At 53.1% G+C, this 19,239-nt stretch carries 24 protein-coding genes; 12 read left to right on the top strand and 12 right to left on the bottom strand.

What is annotated here, in order from left to right:
• Positions 1-10 precede the first annotated feature (10 nt).
• Positions 11-469: a hypothetical protein gene (locus tag RGQ30_RS12275; RefSeq protein WP_130557945.1), complete on the top strand. Its 459-nt coding sequence runs from the start codon at positions 11-13 to the stop codon at positions 467-469.
• Positions 470-548: 79 nt separating this feature from the next.
• On the opposite strand, the gene rfaE2 is transcribed toward RGQ30_RS12275, so the two are convergent.
• The 12 genes from rfaE2 to RGQ30_RS12215 form a co-directional block, all read right to left on the bottom strand.
• A complete protein-coding gene (gene rfaE2 / locus RGQ30_RS12270) occupies positions 549-1,043 on the bottom strand; it encodes a D-glycero-beta-D-manno-heptose 1-phosphate adenylyltransferase (RefSeq protein ID WP_130557946.1) in 495 nt (164 codons plus the stop codon).
• Positions 1,044-1,048: 5 nt separating this feature from the next.
• On the bottom strand, positions 1,049-1,912 hold the full coding sequence (locus RGQ30_RS12265) for a ferritin family protein (protein ID WP_130557947.1): 864 nt from the start codon (positions 1,910-1,912) through the stop codon (positions 1,049-1,051).
• 131 nt (positions 1,913-2,043) lie between these two features.
• A complete protein-coding gene (locus tag RGQ30_RS12260) occupies positions 2,044-2,520 on the bottom strand; it encodes a nuclear transport factor 2 family protein (protein WP_130557948.1) in 477 nt (158 codons plus the stop codon).
• Positions 2,513-3,313, bottom strand: a complete 801-nt coding sequence (locus RGQ30_RS12255) for an SDR family NAD(P)-dependent oxidoreductase (protein ID WP_130557949.1) — start codon at positions 3,311-3,313, stop codon at positions 2,513-2,515. The genes RGQ30_RS12260 and RGQ30_RS12255 overlap by 8 nt, the downstream gene beginning before the upstream one ends.
• 29 nt (positions 3,314-3,342) lie before the next feature.
• Positions 3,343-3,891, bottom strand: a complete 549-nt coding sequence (locus RGQ30_RS12250) for a DUF3833 domain-containing protein (protein ID WP_420915177.1) — start codon at positions 3,889-3,891, stop codon at positions 3,343-3,345.
• A 14-nt stretch (positions 3,892-3,905) separates the two neighbouring features.
• Positions 3,906-5,315: an MFS transporter gene (locus RGQ30_RS12245; protein WP_130557950.1), complete on the bottom strand. Its 1,410-nt coding sequence runs from the start codon at positions 5,313-5,315 to the stop codon at positions 3,906-3,908.
• A gap of 13 nt (positions 5,316-5,328) precedes the next feature.
• Positions 5,329-5,898: a chalcone isomerase family protein gene (locus RGQ30_RS12240; RefSeq protein ID WP_130557951.1), complete on the bottom strand. Its 570-nt coding sequence runs from the start codon at positions 5,896-5,898 to the stop codon at positions 5,329-5,331.
• Positions 5,895-7,121 (bottom strand): SAM-dependent methyltransferase, encoded by a 1,227-nt coding sequence (locus RGQ30_RS12235; protein WP_130557952.1) that lies wholly within the window; start codon positions 7,119-7,121, stop codon positions 5,895-5,897. The genes RGQ30_RS12240 and RGQ30_RS12235 overlap by 4 nt, the downstream gene beginning before the upstream one ends.
• Complete coding sequence (locus RGQ30_RS12230) at positions 7,118-7,933, bottom strand: DUF1365 domain-containing protein (protein WP_130557953.1); 816 nt, start codon at positions 7,931-7,933, stop codon at positions 7,118-7,120. Before RGQ30_RS12230 ends, RGQ30_RS12235 begins: the two co-directional genes overlap by 4 nt.
• Positions 7,933-9,246: an FAD-dependent oxidoreductase gene (locus RGQ30_RS12225; protein ID WP_130557954.1), complete on the bottom strand. Its 1,314-nt coding sequence runs from the start codon at positions 9,244-9,246 to the stop codon at positions 7,933-7,935. The genes RGQ30_RS12230 and RGQ30_RS12225 overlap by 1 nt, the downstream gene beginning before the upstream one ends.
• 116 nt (positions 9,247-9,362) lie before the next feature.
• Complete coding sequence (gene folE2, locus RGQ30_RS12220; protein WP_130557955.1) at positions 9,363-10,160, bottom strand: GTP cyclohydrolase FolE2; 798 nt, start codon at positions 10,158-10,160, stop codon at positions 9,363-9,365.
• Between the two features lie 24 nt (positions 10,161-10,184).
• Complete coding sequence (locus RGQ30_RS12215; protein WP_130557956.1) at positions 10,185-10,772, bottom strand: glutathione peroxidase; 588 nt, start codon at positions 10,770-10,772, stop codon at positions 10,185-10,187.
• A gap of 218 nt (positions 10,773-10,990) precedes the next feature.
• On the opposite strand from RGQ30_RS12215, the gene RGQ30_RS12210 reads away from it, so the two are divergent.
• Genes RGQ30_RS12210 through RGQ30_RS12160 form a run of 11 tightly spaced genes read left to right on the top strand, consistent with a single transcriptional unit; the run spans position 10,991 to position 19,173 of the window.
• Complete coding sequence (locus RGQ30_RS12210) at positions 10,991-11,932, top strand: MerR family transcriptional regulator (RefSeq protein WP_130557957.1); 942 nt, start codon at positions 10,991-10,993, stop codon at positions 11,930-11,932.
• A gap of 6 nt (positions 11,933-11,938) precedes the next feature.
• Positions 11,939-12,109 carry a DUF2256 domain-containing protein gene (locus tag RGQ30_RS12205; protein ID WP_130557958.1) on the top strand — a complete coding sequence of 57 codons (171 nt, stop codon included), beginning with the start codon at positions 11,939-11,941 and terminating at the stop codon, positions 12,107-12,109.
• Between the two features lie 4 nt (positions 12,110-12,113).
• Entirely contained in the window at positions 12,114-13,655 is a 1,542-nt protein-coding gene (locus RGQ30_RS12200) for a cryptochrome/photolyase family protein (RefSeq protein ID WP_130557959.1), read from the top strand.
• Between the two features lie 53 nt (positions 13,656-13,708).
• Positions 13,709-14,704: a glutathione S-transferase family protein gene (locus RGQ30_RS12195; protein ID WP_130557960.1), complete on the top strand. Its 996-nt coding sequence runs from the start codon at positions 13,709-13,711 to the stop codon at positions 14,702-14,704.
• Positions 14,705-14,745: 41 nt separating this feature from the next.
• Positions 14,746-15,930, top strand: coding sequence for a tRNA nucleotidyltransferase/poly(A) polymerase-related protein (locus RGQ30_RS12190; protein WP_420915144.1), 1,185 nt, complete (start codon positions 14,746-14,748; stop codon positions 15,928-15,930).
• Between the two features lie 3 nt (positions 15,931-15,933).
• Positions 15,934-16,500, top strand: coding sequence for an LOG family protein (locus RGQ30_RS12185; protein ID WP_130557961.1), 567 nt, complete (start codon positions 15,934-15,936; stop codon positions 16,498-16,500).
• A gap of 6 nt (positions 16,501-16,506) precedes the next feature.
• Positions 16,507-17,043, top strand: coding sequence for a GNAT family N-acetyltransferase (locus RGQ30_RS12180; protein WP_130557962.1), 537 nt, complete (start codon positions 16,507-16,509; stop codon positions 17,041-17,043).
• 24 nt (positions 17,044-17,067) lie between these two features.
• On the top strand, positions 17,068-17,814 hold the full coding sequence (locus RGQ30_RS12175) for a sulfite exporter TauE/SafE family protein (protein WP_130557963.1): 747 nt from the start codon (positions 17,068-17,070) through the stop codon (positions 17,812-17,814).
• A 33-nt stretch (positions 17,815-17,847) separates the two neighbouring features.
• Positions 17,848-18,228 carry a hypothetical protein gene (locus RGQ30_RS12170; protein WP_130557964.1) on the top strand — a complete coding sequence of 127 codons (381 nt, stop codon included), beginning with the start codon at positions 17,848-17,850 and terminating at the stop codon, positions 18,226-18,228.
• Positions 18,229-18,230: 2 nt separating this feature from the next.
• Positions 18,231-18,863 carry an FMN-binding negative transcriptional regulator gene (locus RGQ30_RS12165; protein WP_130557965.1) on the top strand — a complete coding sequence of 211 codons (633 nt, stop codon included), beginning with the start codon at positions 18,231-18,233 and terminating at the stop codon, positions 18,861-18,863.
• Positions 18,864-18,885: 22 nt separating this feature from the next.
• Complete coding sequence (locus RGQ30_RS12160; RefSeq protein WP_130557966.1) at positions 18,886-19,173, top strand: hypothetical protein; 288 nt, start codon at positions 18,886-18,888, stop codon at positions 19,171-19,173.
• The last annotated feature ends 66 nt before the right edge of the window (positions 19,174-19,239 follow it).

Here is a 19,239-nt window from a genome sequence, read left to right as displayed (position 1 = left end):
ATTATCGATTATGAATAAAGTCACTTTGAAGTTCGCATTGGCAAGCACTGTAGTGTTTTTTTCCGCAACGGCAGGGGCTACGGGCCTGGGTCTGGGCGGAAGTGCCGGAGTTAAGGCCGCTTTGCCAGGTGTTTCCGTCAACGTGGGTACACAGGCAGAAGCAAATGCAAACGCAGACGCAAATGCAAATGCCAAAGGTAACGTCGGTACGGACCTTGATTTGAAGGGCAAGACGAGTGCAGCAGTAAAAGGTGCCAAGTCAAAAGGCGATGACATGCGCAACGAAGCAGGTACCTTGCATTCAGAAGCCAAAGGCGAACTGGGCAAGCGTGCAAGCGCGCTTGAATCGAAAAGCGAAGTGAAACCGAAAACGGATTTGGGTGTCAAAGCTGACGCCAATGCCAAGTCTGACTTGAAAGCCAAGGCCGATTTGAAAGCATCTGCCAAGTTGAAAGCCGAAAAGAACTGATACGCAACGCCTGTTTGCACATTAAAAATGCCCCTTTAGTAGGGGCATTTTTTATACATTCCAGGCTTGGGTTGAGCGGTTAGAGTTTGCGTATTTTTTCCAGTGTGGCTGTGGTACTGCGCTCATGTTCAAACGCGATGGACAGCGCTGTGCCACCCCAGCTTTGTACTTCCTTGGCGCCCACCATTTTTTCAACTGGCCAGTCTCCACCTTTGACCAGCACATCCGGGCGAGCCGCCAAAATGGCGTTCAATGGCGTGTCTTCTTCAAAGTATGTCACCAGTGCCACACAATCGAGCGCTGCCAATACTGACATTCGGTCCGCTTGGGTGTTGATTGGCCGATCCGGCCCTTTGCCAAGGCGTTTGACAGATTCGTCGGAATTCACTGCCACAATCAGGCTTTGTCCTTCCTGCGCAGCCTGGTCCAGGTAAGTGACGTGTCCGCGGTGCAGCAAGTCAAAAACCCCATTGGTGAACACCACGGGACCTTTAAGCTGTTTGGCACGTTCCGCCAGTTCTGCTGGTGTGCACACCTTTTTTTCAAAGCGTGCGGGTTTGCCGGTTGTTGTCATGTGGCTCAGGCTGCGCTGGTCACTGGGGTGTCAGTAGCACCCAGGCGAGCCATCACTTCCTTGCGGTAACGGTTCAGATCTTGAACTGATTCGAAAGTGCGTTCAAACAGCAGGCTCATGTTGTGCAAAATGCGGTCAACCACCTTCTTTTCCCAGTCGGCGTCGAACTGAATCTGGCCATCCAGCCAGTTTTCAAGCCAATCCGGGTCGGGCAAGCGACTTTGCACGGTGTCGTTGGGGAACAGGTCCTTGTTCACGTGCAAGTTGGTGGGGTGCAATGGTTTTTGGGTGCGTCGAGCCGATGCCATCAACACGCCAATTTTCGAGAATGCAGCACGCGCGCCATCACCTGCCTCAACCAGCGCTTTTTTCATGTAGCGCAGGTAGGCACCACCGTGACGGGCTTCGTCATGGGAAATGATCTTGTAAATCTGTTTGATCACGGGTTCCGTGTGCCAATCCGAGGCGCAGCGGTACCAGTGATTCAGGCGAATTTCACCGCAGAAGTGCAGCATCAGTGTTTCCAATGGCGGTGCGGGATCAAACTCAAAGCGCACGGCGTGCAATTCTTCTTCGGTGGGTAACAAATCGGGGCGGAAACGGCGCAGGTATTCCATCAACACCAGCGAATGTTTCTGTTCCTCGAAGAACCAGATCGACATGAACGCTGAAAAATCGCTGTCATGCTTGTTGTCCCGAAGAAACATTTCCGTGGCCGGCAATGCAGACCACTCGGTGATTGCATTCATCTTGATGGTTTTGGCTTGCTCTTCGGAGAGCAAGCTGGCATCAAACTGGTCCCAGTTGATGTCTGTTTCCATGTTCCAACGCACAGATTCCAATGACCTGAATAATTCGGGATACAACATGTCGTTCCGCCTTCACTGAATTAATCGAACTTTTGTGATTTTAACAAGACATGTCATGAAGCAAGTGAAGATTTGGTGACAGGGGGGTGTTTATGTGCACGCTCGTGCGCTGAAAAACACAAACCATTGTCTCAGCCTGCCTGTTTTTTAAGCCAGCGCATCAACCCGCCCAGCACCGGGATCTTCTCGTAAAGCTCTTCAGCCGTGTCCCAGTAGTCTCTATGTGACTGTACAAGTCCGTTTTGGTTCAATTGCAGGTGCGACGAGCCCTTGATGCACTGCACCTGGCCCTGTTTGAAACGCTTCATTTCAAACAGGAAATCCCAAGCCATGAAAACCTGCTGACCCGATTCAAATGCTGTGTGCACCACAAACCGCGGATTGTCCACCTGGTGAAACATTTCCCCGAATATGCGGGCAATGTCTTCAACCCGCTTCACTTCATTAAAAGGGTCTTTGAAGTAGGCGTCGCTCGCATAAAAGCGGGGCATGTCGGCCACGGTCTGTTCGGTGATGTGTTCAAAATAGTCGATCAGCCTTCGCAGGGGCTCGGACAGCTTTTGCCGGTCCAGGGGGGCCAGGCTGTTGGGGTAACGGGTTTTATTCATTGCCCAGCTCCGGCTTTTTTGTGTTTGCCGTGATTTTGCGTACCGCCGCGAAATACAGGGAATAGGGAAGGATGCGCAGGGTACGCAAAGTGCGTGTGAAGGCTTTCGGAAAGTGAATCTCGAACTCGCCTTTTTCCAGGCCCACAATAATTTCCTGCGCTGCTTTTTCAGCTGTAATCAGGAAAGGCATGGGGAAGGTATTCTTGCGGGTCAGCGGTGTGTCCACAAAACCGGGGTTGATCACACTGACGCCCACATTGTGCGGCTTCAACTCCAAGTGCAGGGCCTCGGCCAGATTGATCAAGGCGGCTTTGGTTGGGCCATAGGCCAGTGAATTGGGAAGCCCGCGGTAGCCTGCCACGCTTGAAACAATCGCCAAGTGACCTGATTTCTGTTCGAGAAGCTTGGGCAATACATTGCCCAGTACATACATGGTGCCGTTCAGGTTGACATCAATTTGCTGGCATACCTTGTCAATATCGAAGCCTTCAACCGACATTTCCGAATAGGTGCCTGCCATCAGCACAATCAGGTCTATGCCGCCCCAAGCATTGATCAGGTGATCAAACGCTGTTTTCACCGCGCCTAGCTGGGTGATGTCCAGTGGCAATGCGGTGGCGTTTTTCAATTCGCCTGCCAATGTGGCCAGCTTGTCCGCACTGCGGGCCGACAGCATCTGCCGGCAACCCAGCTGGTCAAGCTGACGGGCCAATGCTTCGCCAATTCCGGTGGAAGCACCGACCAGCCAAACACGCTTGTTTTGCCACTGGGTCAATTTCGAGTTGAAGCTCATGCGGTGTGTCCTTGTTGGTCCTTGTTGATTCAGTCTCTTTTACGAAAGCTCAGCAGAACTTCGCCCAGCTCAATGCCGAACTTGCTCATGGTGGCGCGGTTCAGCATGACCTTGTCGTCCATCAGGTACATCCAGTCATCAAACTGCACTTCGTAAGTGGTGCCGTCCACGGGCAACAGCATGGTGTATTTCCATTGAAAGGCATTGCCCGAGGTTTCGCCATTGGCCTGCCCCAGCACATCTCCAGCAGTGCCGGTGTAGCTGTTGCCGTTTTTCTTCAAGGTCCACACGCGTTTTTGCGTGGTGCCATCCGAATACACAAAGTCTTCGTCCAGAATACCGGTGTCGCCATCCCAGGTGCATTTCATGACCACAGTAAAACGTTTCACCACTTTGCCAGATCTGTCCTGAAACACACCCCAGGCGTCGATCGTGCCGTTGAAATATTCTTTCAAGTCCAACACCGGTTTTTCCTGGGCATAATCCTTGGGCTGCGGGCTGGCACAGGCAGTTAGTACGAGCGCGCCTGCCAGCGCCAGAAATGCCAGTTGAATACGCTGAATCCAGCGCGATGTCATTGAAAGGTTGTTTTTCATGAGGTACTCCCGGTTGCTTTGTTGGGTTGTGTGCTGTTCAGGCTGGCCAGGCCACTGCGGCCCAGCAGCACGATGGCCAGTAATTTCAGGGCGCAGGGCAGTAGCGCGTAAACCCACAGTAATGGATCATTGGCCAGTTGTTCAAGCAAGCCCATGCCTTGATAGCTGTCCGTTTTGGCCATGTCGGCCGAGTAGTTGAACCACTGCAAGGTGCCCAAAGCGAAGCTGGGCGCCAATGCCAAGTTGAATTTGTTAACCCAGTTCCACAGGCCAAAGTAGGTCCCTTCTGTTTTGCCACGTTCGCCGTTCTCTTCAATCAGGCGGGCTACCAGCGCAGCAGGTAGCGATAAATCAGCACCCAGCGCAAAGCCTGTGACCACGCACACCAGCAGGTAACCTGCCAGGTCGCCTTCGCCCAGCACCACCACCACGACAAAGGCCGGAATGGACAAAAGCATACCCAACAGCCAGGCGCGTGCCAGGCCGATTTTGCTCGACAGCCACACCCAGAAAACCGTGGAAGCAGCACCCACCAGAAAATACACCGCCAACACCCATTGATCCGAGTCACCCAAGCCTAGCCGGTCGCGCATGTAAAACGGCACCAGTGTAGCCGGCAAGGCAGCCGCCAGGCCGTTGCACAAAAACACGCCCATCAACTTCCGGAAATTCTCGCGGCGCAAGGGCTGCACAATGTCCGCCAAGCCTTTCCTGATTGAAGCAGTAACGCTGGATTGAGCTTTGCTGAAGGAGTTCCCCAGCGCATTGGCAGTTTGCCGCGCAGCTGTATCGGGTTGCGGTGAAAATTTCAGCAGCAGGTACATGCCCAGTACCAGCATCACCGCGAACACGGTGAAGATCAGGCCTGCATTCGTTTCCAGCGCCAGTGACACGGCAAATACAACGCCCAGAATACCAACACCTTCACGCACGGCTACGTAGGTGGAGCGCTCTTTGTCAGTATGACCCAGCTCAGCTCCCCAGGCCTGGTAAGCGATGCTCGCAAAACTGTAGCCCAAGTGCACCACAATCAGGCTGGCCATCAGGCTGGCAGCATATTCCGTGGGCGTATCCCCCAAGGGAAAAAATACGCCGGCCATGCCCAGCAGCAGCAAGGGCACTGACAGCAACAAGGGTAGGGCGTACCGGTTGCCAGAGTTGCCCGAGTTACCTTTTGCGCTACGCCGATCAACCCAAAGGCCGATTGCCGGGTCCAGAACCGCGTCCAGCAAGCGGGACAGCAGCAAGATGATGCCAACCCAAGCTGAGGGCACTTCATAAATTCGGGTGTAAAGGTAAGGAACCTGGATGTAAATGGGCACCGCCACTGCGCCCAAGGCCCAGCCCAAAAGACCATAGTTCAGCAGGTTCTTGGCGCTGGTTTCAGCTTGGTTTGATTTGCTCATGGCGCGGTGGTATTCAGCGCTTCAAACCGATGAGTTCACGGCGCATTTCCGGCGCAGATGTTTTGGGGTCCAGCCAGATGCCCATGAAGGCTTCCGCCAGTTCAGGGTCATCCACGCGAGCCAAGGGTTGGCCATTGCGAAACAATTGCATGCCCTTTCCGGGTGTGAAAAGCGCACTCAGCGTGTGGCCTTTCTTCACGTTCGGAAAAATGGAATTGAGCTTGCTCAGCCAGGCTTGCCGCTGTTCTTTCGTACCGGCACCAATGGCTTCCATCTCGTCAATGCTGCGTTCAGCAATGTCGCTGCCATCGAAGTCACGGGCATATTTCAATTCCAGCCACGAAGGGTCGCGCTTGTAATTGAAATCGCCGGGTTCCGCGTTGGCCCACAATTGCCCATCATAAACCCGCAAGCCAAACCAGCGCAGTGTGCCGTACCCCATCAATTTTGCATCATCAATGGTCTGGGTGACCTGCCTGGGCGGTGGATTCAGGTTGCTGTTGGCATTGGCCAAGGGCGCCAAGCCAAGAAGAGCCAGGCAAAGCAGGGCATTCTGAACAAGGCGGGTGGCGGTCAACTTCATTGGTTCTCCACTTTTTCCAGGTAGAACTGGATGACATCGGTGCTTTCGTATTCAAAACCGGCTTCACAGTAGGCCAGATAGAATTCCCAGGTCCGAATGAACGGGTCGTCAAACCCCTGGTTTTTGACCTGTTCCAGCGTACCCATGAATTGGGCGCGCCACTGGCGCAATGTTTCAGCATAGTCTTTTCCGAAGGCCTTTTCAGACACCACGCGCAAACCGTGCTTTTCTGCCATGGCCCTGAATTTGGAAGGCGAGGGCAGCATGCCGCCCGGGAAAATATACTGTTGAATGAAGTCTGTGCCCTTGCGGTAGCGGTCAAACAGGGCGTCGTCGATCACGATGGTTTGAATGGCCGCTTTGCCACCTTTTTTCAGCAGCCTGTTCACAGACTGGAAATAGGCTGGCCAATATTCTTCACCCACCGCCTCGAACATTTCAATAGACGCAATGTGGTCGAATTGACCGCGGCAATCGCGGTAGTCCTGAAGACGAAAATCGGCGTGCTCACCAAAACCCTGTTTGGTCAGTCGTTCTTTGGCATAGGCCAGTTGCTCGGTCGACAAGGTCAGCCCAACTAGTTTGGCGCCCGCTGCGCAGGCTTTTTCTGCAAAGCCACCCCAGCCGCAGCCAATTTCAAGCACCTGGTCGCCCAGCTTGGGTTGCAGGTAGTTGATCATGGCCATGTACTTCGCGTCTTGGGCTTGTTCCAGGCTCAGGCTGGTGTTGCCATCAAACAATGCGCTTGAATAGGTCATGGATGGATCTAGCCACAACTGGTAGAACGGATTTCCCAGGTCGTAGTGGGCGTGAATGTTCTTCCGGGCCTGGGCCTTGGTGTTGCGGTTCAGCAGGTGCTTGATCTTGTATGCAATGCTGCCCAAAAAGCTGCCATAAATTACTTTCTCAACAGCTTTGCGGTTTTCAAGAAACACACCCAACACCGATGCGATGTCATTGGTTTCCCATTCGCCTGCAATGTAAGCTTCCGCAAACCCGATGTCACCCGCTTTCAGTGCGCGTTGGCAAACTGACCAGGAGTTGAGCTTGATTTTTGCACTGGGCTGGTCTTCATCGCCACCAAACAACAGGTGTACACCTTCAGGCGTCACCAACTCCAGTCGACCCTTTCTCAGCTTGGTCAGCAGTTTCAGTGTCCACTGCGCAGAGGAAGGGGCATAGCTTGGCAGTTGAAACTGCGAAAACGTGATCGATTGGGTCATGCTTCAAATTTTGTCGACGTAATGGTGTTACTGGGAGGGTTTGGCTTGCCGTGAAATTTCGCGCCTTTGAACAGCAATTTCACCGCCTGCCAATGGATTTTTAATACGACTGCCAATGTAAACCAGCCATATTTCAATAATGTTTTACCCCAAAGTGGGGTTGTTGGATGCACCAATTTTCCACTAACACTGGTGCTCAGTTGCTGGGCCGCACCTTCAAAGTAGTTGATTCGAGCCAAGGAGTGGTTCTCACTGCTGACAAAACGGAATTCATAGCGGCCGGACACCGGAAAAAAAGGCGACACGTGGAATTCTTTGGTGGCGTGCAGCAGCATGCCCCTGTTCAGAGCCGCTTCAGTATCTGGAGCATTGAGCAGGTAAAAGTGGCGTTCACCAAAGGTGTTGTTCACCTCGCACAGGATCACGCGGCATCGTTGCTTGTCGTTGTGGAAGTACCAAAAGCTGACTGGGTTGAACACATAGCCCAACACTTTTGGAAATGTGTGCAGGTGCACAGGGCCGTTCAGGGTCTCGCCGGTTTCTGCTTCCATTCGCGCATTCAATTGCGCCACAAAGTCTGGAAATTTCAGATCGTGCGGTTCAAGCCCGTAGTTGGTGGCTGACACGGACACTATTCCCTTGCCATCGATCACCGGGTAGCGGTGGCGCGTTTTGCCCTCGGTTTCGGAAAACACCAAGCGAACAAAACAGGCCCCTGTTCTGAATCCGTTGGGTTTGGGCAGTTCGCGGTGGTGCAACACCTGCCCCCAGGCCATTTTGACTTCATTCAGTTGAAAACGCGGTTGCGCCATCAAGCCGCCTGTTGTGTGGTCTTCGACAATTTGCCAATCAGGGCACGTGCGGCATTCAATCCCGACGTGTGGCCATCTTCATGGAAACCATACTTCATCCACGCGCCGGCCAGGTAAATACTGTTCAAACCTTGAAGGTCTGTCAGCGCTTGCTGGGCTTGCACAGCAGGCACGTCAAACACGGGGTGTGAATAATGAATTTCACGGAATACCTTGTTGCTGTCAGGCTGGATAATCGGATTCAAAGTCACGAAAATCGGTGTCTTCACGGGCAAAGGCTGCAGCAAGTTGCTCCAGTAGGTCACCGACACACTGGGCTGCGGATTCAACACATCGCTGAGGTAGTTCCAGGAAGACCAGGTGCTGCGTGTTTTGGGCATCAGCTTGGCGTCAGTGTGCAAGTAAGCCACGTTGGGTTGGTACTTGATGTGGCGCAGTTGCTCTTTTTGCGCTTCGTTGCCCTTCAACATGGCCAGCGCTTCATCACTGTGGCAAGCCAGAATGACCTGGTCAAATTCCTGTGCACCCAGGCTGGTTTTCACGATGGGCTTTGGGCCCGTGGTGTCCACTTCCTGCACGGGTGTTGATTTGTGCACTACGTCGATGAAAGGCAGAATCTTCTGAACGTAATTTCGGGCGCCGTTTTTCACGGTGAACCACTTGGGTCGGTCATTCACTTGCAGCAAGCCGTGGTTGTGACAAAACTGGATAAAGGTTGCCACAGGGAAAGCCAGCATCTGTTCGCTGGGGCAAGACCAAATGGCCGCAGCCATCGGGATCAGATACCAATCCCTAAATTCGGCGCTGTACTTTTCCTGCACCAGGTAGTCGCCCAGGTGCATTTTGGCTTTGCTTTTGAACAAATCGACTCGGCCCGCATCGGCCACCATGGCGGTGGCTTCCTTGTTAAAGCGCAAAATGTCCAGCAGCATGCGGATGAAGCGCGGGCGCAGCAAATTGCGACGCTGGGCAAACACGGTGTTCAGGTTGGTTCCGGCCCATTCAATGTTCAGCTCGGGCAGGCAGACCGAAAAAGACATGTCCGACTCAACCGTCTCCACATTCAGTTCTTCGAACAGGCGAATCAGGTTGGGGTAAGTGCGTTCGTTGTACACCAGGAAGCCCGTGTCCACCGCCACCTGTTGGCCTTCCACCTCAATGTCCACAGTGTTGGTGTGTCCACCAATGTAGTCATTGGCTTCAAACAATGTAACGTGGGCACGGTCTCGAAGTGCATAGGCTGCGGTCAAGCCGGAGATACCGCCACCAACAACAGCCACCTTGGGCAAAAGCTTTTTGGAAATCAGGGTCATGTGTGCTCGGGTAAAAAAATAGGCTGACATTAACGCTAGCATCCTAACCTGTTATCAGCATTCAAACAGGCTCTTGGTTCAGGCTTTTACGCCGGAACCAAGGTTTGTTCGAGAATTTACAGGCGTTTGTCCTCTTCTATCCAAGCCACTGCCGAGTGGTTGTGAATGGATTCGAAGTTTTCGCTTTCAATTCTGTATGCCAATACCTTCTTGCTGGCCTTTAAGCGGATGGCGACATCACGCACCAGGTCTTCCACAAATTTAGGATTGTCGTAGGCGCGTTCAGTGACATATTTCTCATCGGGGCGCTTGAGCAAACCCCACAATTCGCACGAGGCTGATTCTTCAGCCATGCGAATCAACTCTTCCACTGAAATTCCATCCATCACCAAGGCGCGAATCGTGATGTGGCTGCGCTGGTTGTGCGCGCCGTAATCGGAAATTTTCTTGGAGCATGGGCACAGACTGGTCACTGGCACCACAACCGTGATAAACACATCGGTGGTTTTGCCATTGTTGTCCGCTTCCAGGGTTACTTCGTAATCCAGCAGGCTGGCCACCCCGGAAATGGGCGCAATCTTCCTGACAAAATACGGAAACTTCATGGTGATGGTGCCCGCATTGGAATCCAGGCGTTGCAGCATGTCCTGCATCATGTGTTTCATGCCAGCAGGCGTCAGTGCACTTTCCTGGGTTTGCAAAATTTCAAGGAAGCGCGACATGTGCGTGCCTTTGACGTCTGCAGGCAAAAACACAGCCATATCAATTGTAGCCACAGAAGGTTGTGGGCCTTCCAAGGTTTCGACAATGATAGGGTGCCGGATGGCACGAACACCCACCCGTTGAATGGCAATGTTTCGCTGGTCTGCGCGAGATTGTTCATCAGGTAAAAAAATTCCGTCCGGTGCATTCATGAAGAAGCGCTCCAATAATAATTACTACTTTGTGATTGGATGTGCATCGAGTGCACGGCGTATGGCCTGGGTGATCTCCGGGCTTTGTGGTGACACCCCACTTTTGAAGGTGCCAACCACTTTGCCGTTTCGATCGATCAGGTATTTGTGAAAATTCCAGCCGGGTTGTTCTCCGGTGGCTTTTGTTAACTGTTTGTACAAGGGGTTGGCCTGGTCACCCTTGACGGACGATTTTGCAAACATCGGAAACTTCACGCCAAAGGTGTTGTTGCAAAACTCAGCAATCTCTTTGTTGGACTTGGGTTCCTGCTTGCCGAACTCATTTGACGGGAAGCCGAGCACATTAAAACCCTTGGCACTGTATTGGCGCTGCAGTTGTTCAAGTTCCTCGTACTGACCCGTGAAGCCGCAATAGCTGGCCGTGTTTACAACAAGTAGAACCTGTCCTTTGAATGAGCACAGTGATACTGGTTTTTCATCCTGCAGACGCTGAAACTGGTGGTCCAGCAAAGCAGGGCACTGTTTGTCGCCAGCCGGTGTCGACAAGTTGGCTGCTTTCACGTTCCCGTTCAAACCCAGGGCAAGCAGTGCGATCGTCAATACCCACGCCATTTGCCTCAGGTTTACCCGTGCTGGACTAGACAGACCGTTCCAATTACAATGCGTGTTAATCACTCGGGCGTCTCTATAAATGTAGTGGAATCTTGGTCAATGTGTTAATTTGACTGGGAATCATAGTTTCGGTTCCATTATCATTCGTCCAGCGTATGAAGTCAATTTGTCTAGGACAAAACAAAGATGTTGAAGTTTCAGAATGATCGGGTTTTCGCATGAACGAGCGCGCAGATCTAAACCAGCCCTCCTTTTCCATTGCTGCAGTGGAGCGGGACACGGGTCTTCCCAAAGACACATTGCGTGTCTGGGAAAAACGTTATCTTTTTCCCCAGCCAGGTCGAGATGCCTTTGGCGAGCGCATTTATCCGATCAACCAGGTTGAAAAACTTCGCGTCATCAAACGCCTAATCGACGGTGGTCACCGCCCTGGAAAAATTATCGGCCTGAGCATTGACGAGCTGGCCAAGCTGGCCGAGGTCAGCAGTGCGGGTTCGCGCATCCATGTTGCGCCTGACAGCCTGGATGAACTCAACGGGTACATGGAGTTGATCAAGCGCCACAATGCGGAAGAATTTCGCCAAGCCATGTCCCGCCTGGCTATGACCATGGGGCTTCGCCGTTTTGTGGTTGAAGTGGTTGCCCCCATGAACGCCATGGTGGGTGACGCCTGGGCGCGCGGTTATTTTGAAATCTTCGAAGAACACATTTATACCGAAACAATCCAGGTGGTGTTGCGCAATGCTTTGAACACCATGCCTTCTGCCCGCCAGGGTCCGCGCGTGTTACTGACCACCCTGCCCAACGAAATGCACGGCCTAGGTTTGTTGATGGCTGAATGTATTTTTTCAATGGAAGGCGCGCAATGCGTGTCTTTGGGTACCCAAACCCCAATTTATGACATTGTGCTGGCTGCACGAGCGCAGAACATCGATGTTGTTGCTCTTTCTTTTTCAGCGATTCAAGGTTCGACCGCTGTATTGGATGCGCTGACTGAGCTACGCGAAAAACTGCCGCCGACCGTGGAAGTGTGGTGTGGCGGCTCGGCAGCAGCCTTGCGCAAGAAACCGTCAGATGATTTCTACCTGTTGTCCAGCCTCGACTCGATCAGCGAATCGATTGCAGGCTGGCGTTTGCGAAACCAATCCACATCTGCTTAAGTTTTTGTGAGTAAATCGCAGTCCTTCAAAGGCAACAAGTCCTACTTGCCCACCAAGCCCTGTGTGGCTTGCGGCAAGGACATGACCTGGCGCAAAAGCTGGGCCAAAAACTGGGATGACGTAAAATATTGTTCGGAAGCGTGTCGCAAGGCCGCTCCCAAAACTGGCAAAAATTAATTCGATGAGCAGTACACACAAAGCAGTGGTGGTGTTGGGCGACCAACTAGACCTCAACAACCCCGCCTTGCTGGCCAATCCGCCAGGGCAAGCCGACGTCCTGATGGTGGAATCGCATGTCGAATCCACAGTGGTGTGGGTTCACAAGGCACGCATTGCCCTGTTTCTCAGCGCCATGCGCCACTTCGCTGACCAATTGCGCCAAGCTGGTTATACCGTGCACTACCGCAGCCTGAATGAAACAGGCAAGCGAAGCCTGGTGGGTGAAGTGGAATTACTGTGTCAGCAACAGGGCTACAGCGAGCTGGACATGGCTGAGCCCGGTGAGTGGCGCCTGGAACAGGAGTTTTTGGAACTCGCCAAAACCGCCAAGCTGAAACTGCGTTTGCTGGAAGACACCCACTACCTGTGTAGCCGTGCCGAATTTGCGAAATGGGCCAGCGGCTACAAGCAAATGCGCATGGAATATTTTTACCGTGAAATGCGCAAGCGCACCGGTGTGTTGATGGACAGCGCCGAACCCGCAGGCGGCAAGTGGAATTTCGATGCCGACAACCGCAGCGCATTTCCAAAAGCAGGACCCGGAAAAATTGAGCCGCCCGCCGCTTTTGAGCCTGATGACATCACACAGCAAGTGTTTGCCGAGGTCGAACAGTATTTCGGGGACCACCCCGGTACGCTGGCCAACTTCAAGTGGCCTGTCACGCGTGAACAGGCCCTCCAGGCTCTTGATCGCTTTATTGAAATACGTTTTGCCAACTTTGGTACTTACCAGGATGCCATGTGGACCAATACGCCATTTGGCTGGCATTCGCTGGTTTCCAGTTCAATCAACCTGCATTTGCTGCACCCGCTGGAAGTGATTCAAAAAGCGGAAGCTGCGTTTCGCGAAAATCGGGTCGATGTAGCCAGTGCTGAAGGTTTCATTCGCCAAATCCTGGGTTGGCGTGAATTCATGCGTGGTGTCTACTGGCTCGATATGCCCAAGATGCGCGAAGACAACGCATTAAAAGCGACCCGCGACCTGCCCAAGTGGTTCTGGACCGGCCAAACCAAGATGAATTGCATGAAGGATTCTATTGGCCAAACCGTGGAACACGCCTACGCACATCACATTCAGCGCTTGATGGTGATTGGTAACTTTGCCTTGTTGGCGGGCCTGGTTCCCCAACAGGTTGAAGACTGGTTTCTGGCTGTGTACGTGGATGCTGTCGAATGGGTTGAATTGCCCAATGTGGCGGGCATGGCCCTGTTTGCCAATGGCGGGCGGTTCACCAGCAAACCCTACATTGCTTCTGGCGCTTACATCAAGCGCATGAGCAATTACTGCACGGGTTGCAAGTACAACCCGGCTGAAAAAGTGGGCGACAAAGCCTGCCCCTTCACCACCCTGTACTGGGGTTTCCTTGACCAGCATGAAACCATGCTGGCGGCCAACCCGCGCACCGGTCTCATGGCCAAAAACATTGCGCGCCTTGATGACGCCCAGCGCACGGCACTTCGGCAAAAAGTGGCCGACACCTTCGAGAATATTGAACAACTGTAAAGCCTTAATTTGTTAAGGTAGGGCTTGAGTGTTGAACAACTGGAGGGCAAGGCATGGGTTTGCTGGTCGAAGGGCAATGGCAGGACAAGTGGTATGACACCGATTCTAGCGATGGCAAGTTCAAGCGTGAAAGCGCACAGCTTCGCAATTGGGTCACTGCCGATGGCACCGCAGGGCCCTCGGGCGATGCAGGTTTCAAGGCAGAAAGCGGCCGTTATCACCTGTACGTATCCTTGGCCTGCCCATGGGCCCACCGCACGCTGATCTTCCGCAAGCTCAAGGAACTGGAAAACCACATTGGCGTGTCTGTGGTCAGCCCGGAAATGCTGAGTAACGGCTGGTCATTCAATACCAGCACAGGCAGCACCGGTGATGAGCTGTTCGGCAGTGAATTCCTTCATCAAATCTACACCCGCCACAAGGCTGATTATTCAGGGCGTGTCACCGTGCCCGTGTTGTGGTGCAAACAGACCCATCGCATCGTCAGCAATGAATCCTCGGAAATCATTCGCATGTTCAACACAGCATTCAATGGCATCACCGGCAACCACGACGATTATTACCCGGCACCGCTTCAAACCATGATCGACCGCGTGAATGGCCTGGTCTATTACAACATCAACAACGGCGTTTACAAGGCTGGATTTGCAACCACGCAAGCGGCTTATGAGGAGGCGTACAACGGCGTATTCATGGCCTTGGATTCGGTCGAAAAAATTCTCGAGAACAACCGCTACCTGGTGGGCGACCGGATCACTGAAGCGGATTGGCGCCTGTTCACCACCCTGGTGCGTTTCGATGCGGTTTACCACGGTCACTTCAAGTGCAACCGTCAACGGCTTGAAGAGTTTTCCAATATTTCAAATTACCTTCGAGAGTTGTTCCAGTGGCCAGGCGTCGTTGATACCGTGGATCTTCACCACATCAAGCGTCATTATTATTTCAGCCACAACACGATCAACCCGAGCAGAATTGTGCCGGCAGGTCCCGCAATCGACTTTGCGCGTGAGCACAATCGCACGCGTTTGCCCGCAGTTCACACCAGTTGATTCAGTGGTAACCTTGGGCAACTTTGATTCTTGATATGGCCATGGTTCAGCACTCTGCACTACAAGGCTTTTCGCCCGACCACGTTGTTGCCAAACTGCCCAAGCCCATCCAGGTTTATGTGGTTGGTGGGGCAGTTCGCGACGCCTTGATGGGGCGCAAATTCAGCGATCGCGACTGGGTGGTGGTGGGCGCCACCGTCGAGCACATGTTTTCAGCAGGCTTCAAACCTGTGGGTGCAGACTTCCCCGTGTTTTTGCATCCGCACACTCATGAGGAATATGCACTGGCCCGCACGGAAAGAAAAAGCGGGCATGGCTATAAAGGATTTATTTTCCACGCGGACCCCACGGTCACGCTTGAGGAAGACCTGGCCCGCCGCGATTTCACCATCAATGCCATGGCAATGGATGCACAGGCCCGGTTGATCGACCCTTACAATGGCCTTGCTGATTTGCAAGGCAAGTTGATGCGGCACGTCAGCCCTGCATTTGTGGAAGACCCGTTGCGCGTGCTGCGCCTGGCCCGTTTCTTGGCTCGCTTTCTTGATTTCTTGGTGGCCGAAGATACCTTGGCCTTGTGCCGCAATTTGCGCGACAGCGGTGAATTACAGCACCTGGTGGCCGAACGGGTATACGCCGAATTCAACAAAGGCATGGGTGAAGAAAAACCATCGCGCATGATCAAACTGATCAGCAAGCTTGAATGCTGGCCGGAATTGGCTTCCGGTTGCGCCGTGCCTTTCGCTCAATTCGACAAGCCTGAATTCGATCGACTGAATGGTTTGCAAACTGGCCCGCAAACAGCGCAAGACCGGTGGGTCTATTCACTGGGCTTTTTCCTGAATGCGACTGACATCAAGGCGCTGGCCAAAGCCTGGCGCTTGCCCCGCGATACCGAAGACTTGGCCACACTGGCTTCAAATTTTCTTGCGTTCCTGCAGACCAATCAATTCGATTCCGACAGTTTCGGCCAGTTTTTTAACCGTGTGGATTTGTATCGCAAACCCGCCCGCCTGCGTCATGTGAATGGCTTGATCCAATCCCTTGCTGGGGGCAGTCCTGTCCACAACTTTGTTGAGTTGGCGGTCGACAATCTGGAAGCTGGGCATTACAAATCATTTCTTGCCGCCAAAATTTCAGGCCTGCAGGCCGGTGAACAGGTGGCCACGGTTGCTGCTCAGGCGCGGCAGGATTGGATCAACACTTTGTACGCTGAACACTTCTGAATCATGAAAAATATCTGTGTGTATTGTGGCTCCAGCCCCGGCAGCCGCGTTGAATATGCTGAAGGTGCGAAAGCACTTGCACGCGCCTTGGTCGCCAACAATCTGGGGTTGGTATACGGTGGCTCAAATTTGGGCTTGATGGGTATTGTTGCCCAAGAGGTACTGGACCAAGGGGGCACGGCGGTTGGGGTCATTCCTGAACAACTCGTCACCAAGGAACTGGCACACCCGGCGCTTACCGAATTGTTTATCACTCGAAACATGCACGAGCGCAAAGCCAGGATGGCGGAGTTGTCCGATGGCTTTATTGCACTGCCCGGTGGTTTGGGCACGTTTGAAGAATTGTTTGAAATCCTGACCTGGGGGCAATTGAGTTTTCACAGCAAGCCTGTGGGGGTGCTCAACGTGAATGGCTATTACGACGGCCTGCTGGCGTTCTTGAATCATGCCCACTCGGAAGCATTCATTCGCACACAACACCGCAACATGCTGATGTCGGCGACTTGTCCAATTGAATTGTTGAATGCCTTTAAAACCTATGAGGCACCCCCCGTTGTGAAGTGGGTTTAACGCAGAATGAACAATGCAGCTGTAATCCGTGATGCAACTGTCGCCGACATGGTCGCCGTGCAAGCCCTGTATGCCCATTATGTGTTGAACGAACTGGCCACCTTTGAATTGTTGCCGCCCTCTCTGGAAGAAATGTGTGCGCGCAGGCAAGCCATACTGGATTGTGGCTTGCCCTACCTGGTGGCTGAAATGGCTGGTGAAATTGTTGGGTATGCCTATGCAGCTAGTTACCGGCCCAGGCCTGCCTACCGCTACACCGTTGAGGATTCCGTGTACCTGTCGCCCCAACACACGGGTGTGGGCATTGGTACAGCTTTGTTGTCCGAGGTTATTCGCCGTTGCGAACTGGGCCCTTGGCGACAAATGGTAGCTGTCATTGCACAAACAGGTGCAACAGGTTCTGCCGCGCTCCACAGCAAGCTTGGCTTTGTGGAAGTAGGAAACATGCCCAGTGTGGGCTACAAGTTCAACCGGTGGTTGGGCACCCTTATCATGCAGCGTGAACTCGGAGAGGGGGCGAAGTCTGCCCCAGCCCCCATTTAAATTCCTTGAATTGAAGGACCCGTTTTGGAATTCAGCAATTACAGCCTGATTGTGGGCGTGGCCTTTTTGGTGGCCGGGTTTGTCAAGGGTGTCACCGGCATGGGTTTGCCGCCCATCGCCATCGGCTTGATGGCGGTGGTGGTTCCGCCCGTACAGGCGGCAGCACTGATCGTGGTGCCCTCCATGGTCAGCAATGTGTGGCAAATGCTGGTGGGCCCCAGCATGTTCGGCGCCACTCGCCGCTTCGGCACCCTGTTGCTCATGGTGTGTATCGGGGCTGCATTCGGCGTGGGCGTGCTCACGGGCGAATCGCCAGCTTATGCCACCCTGGCACTTGGCGTGGTGCTGTTTGTGTATGCCTTGTTGGGCTTGTTCAAGTTCAATATGCTGGTCAGCCCCCGCAATGAACGCTGGGCCTCGCCCCTGGTGGGTGGCTTGACTGGTTTTCTGGCTGGGGCCACGGGCGTGTCGTCCGTGCCTTCCGCCCCTTACATGAATTCGCTGGGCCTGGATAAAGATGCGCTGTTGCAGGCGCTAGGGCTGGTTTTCACCGTGGGCACCTTCGCAATGGCGGTGGGCCTGTACCTCAAGGGCCGGTTTGAATTGACCGCCGCTTGGGAGTCAACTTTGTGCCTGATTCCGACCATGCTGGGCGTGGTGACCGGTCAAAAGTGCCGCGCCATGTTGAGCGCCGACACCTTCAAAACCGTTTTTTTTGCAGGTCTTTTTGCCTTGGGGCTATACATGATTGTGCGTTTCGTTTGGCTTTAGGCTAGGCTATTCAAAACCAAACGGGAGGTACACATGCTGCGACAATGCGCCAGAATATTCCTGCTGCTTTCACTGCTTCAGCCTGTGCTTGCACCGGCTGCGCCGATTTCTGCAGAAAAGGCGGTCACCCGTCTCAATGAAGAAGTGCAGGTTCAGTTCAAAGTGCGCTCAAGCAAACTGCGTACCGAACGCGACCAAGTGGATCTCAATTCCCACACCAATTTCCGCGACCCCTCCAACCTGACCGTGGTCATTGATGGCCGTGTGGCCGCCTGGTATTCCTACCAGGGCATTCATGACCTGCCCAAATTCTTTTTCGGAAAAACAATTGTGGTGTCGGGAATTGTTGAGCCGTTTGCCGATCAAATTCGCTTGCTTGTTGCTGATCCTGCACAAATTCAAATATTGAAGTAGCCATGTATCTACCCAAACACTTTGAAGAAACATCACAGCAGTTGCTTTTCGATCTGATCAAGGCACACCCGCTGGCCACGGTGGTTACGCTCTCTGAGTCTGGCCTGAACGCCAATCACATCCCCTTGATGATCGCGGAAAACGAGAATGGCGAAAAGGTTTTGCGAGGTCATGTTGCGCGGGCCAATCCGATACTCAATGACATCGGCCTGTCACCGTCAACATTGCTTGTTTTTCAGGGTGATGAGCACTACATCACTCCGTCCTGGTACGCCACCAAGAAAGAGACTGAAAAGGTAGTGCCCACCTGGAACTATGTTGTGGTTCACGTCCGTGGGAAAATGAGAGTTGTCGAAGATGCAGCGTGGTTGCACAAGCAACTCAATGATTTGACAGTACAGCAGGAGTCTTCCCGTGACCAGCCCTGGTCGCTCAGCGATGCACCACCTGAATTCATCGAGCAAATCAAAAAGGCAATTGTCGGTTTTGAAGTGCAAATCGAGAGTTTGGTTGGCAAGTGGAAGGTCAGTCAGAATCAGCCCCAAGTCAACCGTGAGTCGGTTGCCAAAGGGCTGGAACAGTTAGCAACCGATTCAGCATTGCGAATGCGCGAATGGGTCAAGCGTCAATCTTGATCAGGTTTGAGATGCCGGCAGTATGAAATCTTCAAGAATTAAATCGGGTGAGTGCCTGTGTTGCGGCCGCTTCACGCTACTGACATTCCACCACCTCATTCCCAAAAAATTGCACCGGCGTGCATTCTTTCGAAAAAACTTTGACAAGGAAGCCCTGAACAGTGGATTGAACATCTGCAGGCTGTGTCACGACGGCATTCATGACTTGTACGATGAAATGCAACTGGCCAAAAATTACCCTACCGCCCAAGCCCTGCTGGCCGACGAGGCCTTGCAAAAGCATTTTGCCTGGGTGGCCAAGAAAAAATAAGCAAACTGCCGGATGTAGGCCAAGTTAGATTGGTCAGAAGGCGGCAAGAAGGAATACTTGGTACAA

The organism is Limnobacter thiooxidans, assembly GCF_036323495.1.
Taxonomy (GTDB): domain Bacteria; phylum Pseudomonadota; class Gammaproteobacteria; order Burkholderiales; family Burkholderiaceae_B; genus Limnobacter; species Limnobacter thiooxidans.
The sequence above is the reverse complement of the archived record's forward strand: the minus strand, read 5'-3'. Positions and strand labels throughout refer to the sequence as shown.

Excerpts from the sequence above, each read along its gene's own strand:
- RGQ30_RS12200 (WP_130557959.1), top strand. The coding sequence starts at position 12,114 with ATGAGCAGTACACACAAAGCAGTGGTGGTGTTGGGCGACCAACTAGAC.
- RGQ30_RS12275 (WP_130557945.1), top strand. The coding sequence starts at position 11 with ATGAATAAAGTCACTTTGAAGTTCGCATTGGCAAGCACTGTAGTGTTT.
- RGQ30_RS12190 (WP_420915144.1), top strand. The coding sequence starts at position 14,746 with ATGGTTCAGCACTCTGCACTACAAGGCTTTTCGCCCGACCACGTTGTT.
- RGQ30_RS12210 (WP_130557957.1), top strand. The coding sequence starts at position 10,991 with ATGAACGAGCGCGCAGATCTAAACCAGCCCTCCTTTTCCATTGCTGCA.
- RGQ30_RS12255 (WP_130557949.1), bottom strand. The coding sequence starts at position 3,313 with ATGAGCTTCAACTCGAAATTGACCCAGTGGCAAAACAAGCGTGTTTGG.
- RGQ30_RS12225 (WP_130557954.1), bottom strand. The coding sequence starts at position 9,246 with ATGACCCTGATTTCCAAAAAGCTTTTGCCCAAGGTGGCTGTTGTTGGT.
- RGQ30_RS12160 (WP_130557966.1), top strand. The coding sequence starts at position 18,886 with ATGAAATCTTCAAGAATTAAATCGGGTGAGTGCCTGTGTTGCGGCCGC.
- RGQ30_RS12260 (WP_130557948.1), bottom strand. The coding sequence starts at position 2,520 with ATGAATAAAACCCGTTACCCCAACAGCCTGGCCCCCCTGGACCGGCAA.
- RGQ30_RS12245 (WP_130557950.1), bottom strand. The coding sequence starts at position 5,315 with ATGAGCAAATCAAACCAAGCTGAAACCAGCGCCAAGAACCTGCTGAAC.
- RGQ30_RS12240 (WP_130557951.1), bottom strand. The coding sequence starts at position 5,898 with ATGAAGTTGACCGCCACCCGCCTTGTTCAGAATGCCCTGCTTTGCCTG.
- RGQ30_RS12180 (WP_130557962.1), top strand. The coding sequence starts at position 16,507 with ATGAACAATGCAGCTGTAATCCGTGATGCAACTGTCGCCGACATGGTC.
- RGQ30_RS12215 (WP_130557956.1), bottom strand. The coding sequence starts at position 10,772 with ATGGCGTGGGTATTGACGATCGCACTGCTTGCCCTGGGTTTGAACGGG.
- RGQ30_RS12165 (WP_130557965.1), top strand. The coding sequence starts at position 18,231 with ATGTATCTACCCAAACACTTTGAAGAAACATCACAGCAGTTGCTTTTC.
- RGQ30_RS12170 (WP_130557964.1), top strand. The coding sequence starts at position 17,848 with ATGCTGCGACAATGCGCCAGAATATTCCTGCTGCTTTCACTGCTTCAG.
- RGQ30_RS12250 (WP_420915177.1), bottom strand. The coding sequence starts at position 3,891 with ATGACATCGCGCTGGATTCAGCGTATTCAACTGGCATTTCTGGCGCTG.
- RGQ30_RS12265 (WP_130557947.1), bottom strand. The coding sequence starts at position 1,912 with ATGTTGTATCCCGAATTATTCAGGTCATTGGAATCTGTGCGTTGGAAC.
- RGQ30_RS12230 (WP_130557953.1), bottom strand. The coding sequence starts at position 7,933 with ATGGCGCAACCGCGTTTTCAACTGAATGAAGTCAAAATGGCCTGGGGG.
- rfaE2 (WP_130557946.1), bottom strand. The coding sequence starts at position 1,043 with ATGACAACAACCGGCAAACCCGCACGCTTTGAAAAAAAGGTGTGCACA.
- RGQ30_RS12185 (WP_130557961.1), top strand. The coding sequence starts at position 15,934 with ATGAAAAATATCTGTGTGTATTGTGGCTCCAGCCCCGGCAGCCGCGTT.
- RGQ30_RS12235 (WP_130557952.1), bottom strand. The coding sequence starts at position 7,121 with ATGACCCAATCGATCACGTTTTCGCAGTTTCAACTGCCAAGCTATGCC.
- RGQ30_RS12195 (WP_130557960.1), top strand. The coding sequence starts at position 13,709 with ATGGGTTTGCTGGTCGAAGGGCAATGGCAGGACAAGTGGTATGACACC.
- folE2 (WP_130557955.1), bottom strand. The coding sequence starts at position 10,160 with ATGAATGCACCGGACGGAATTTTTTTACCTGATGAACAATCTCGCGCA.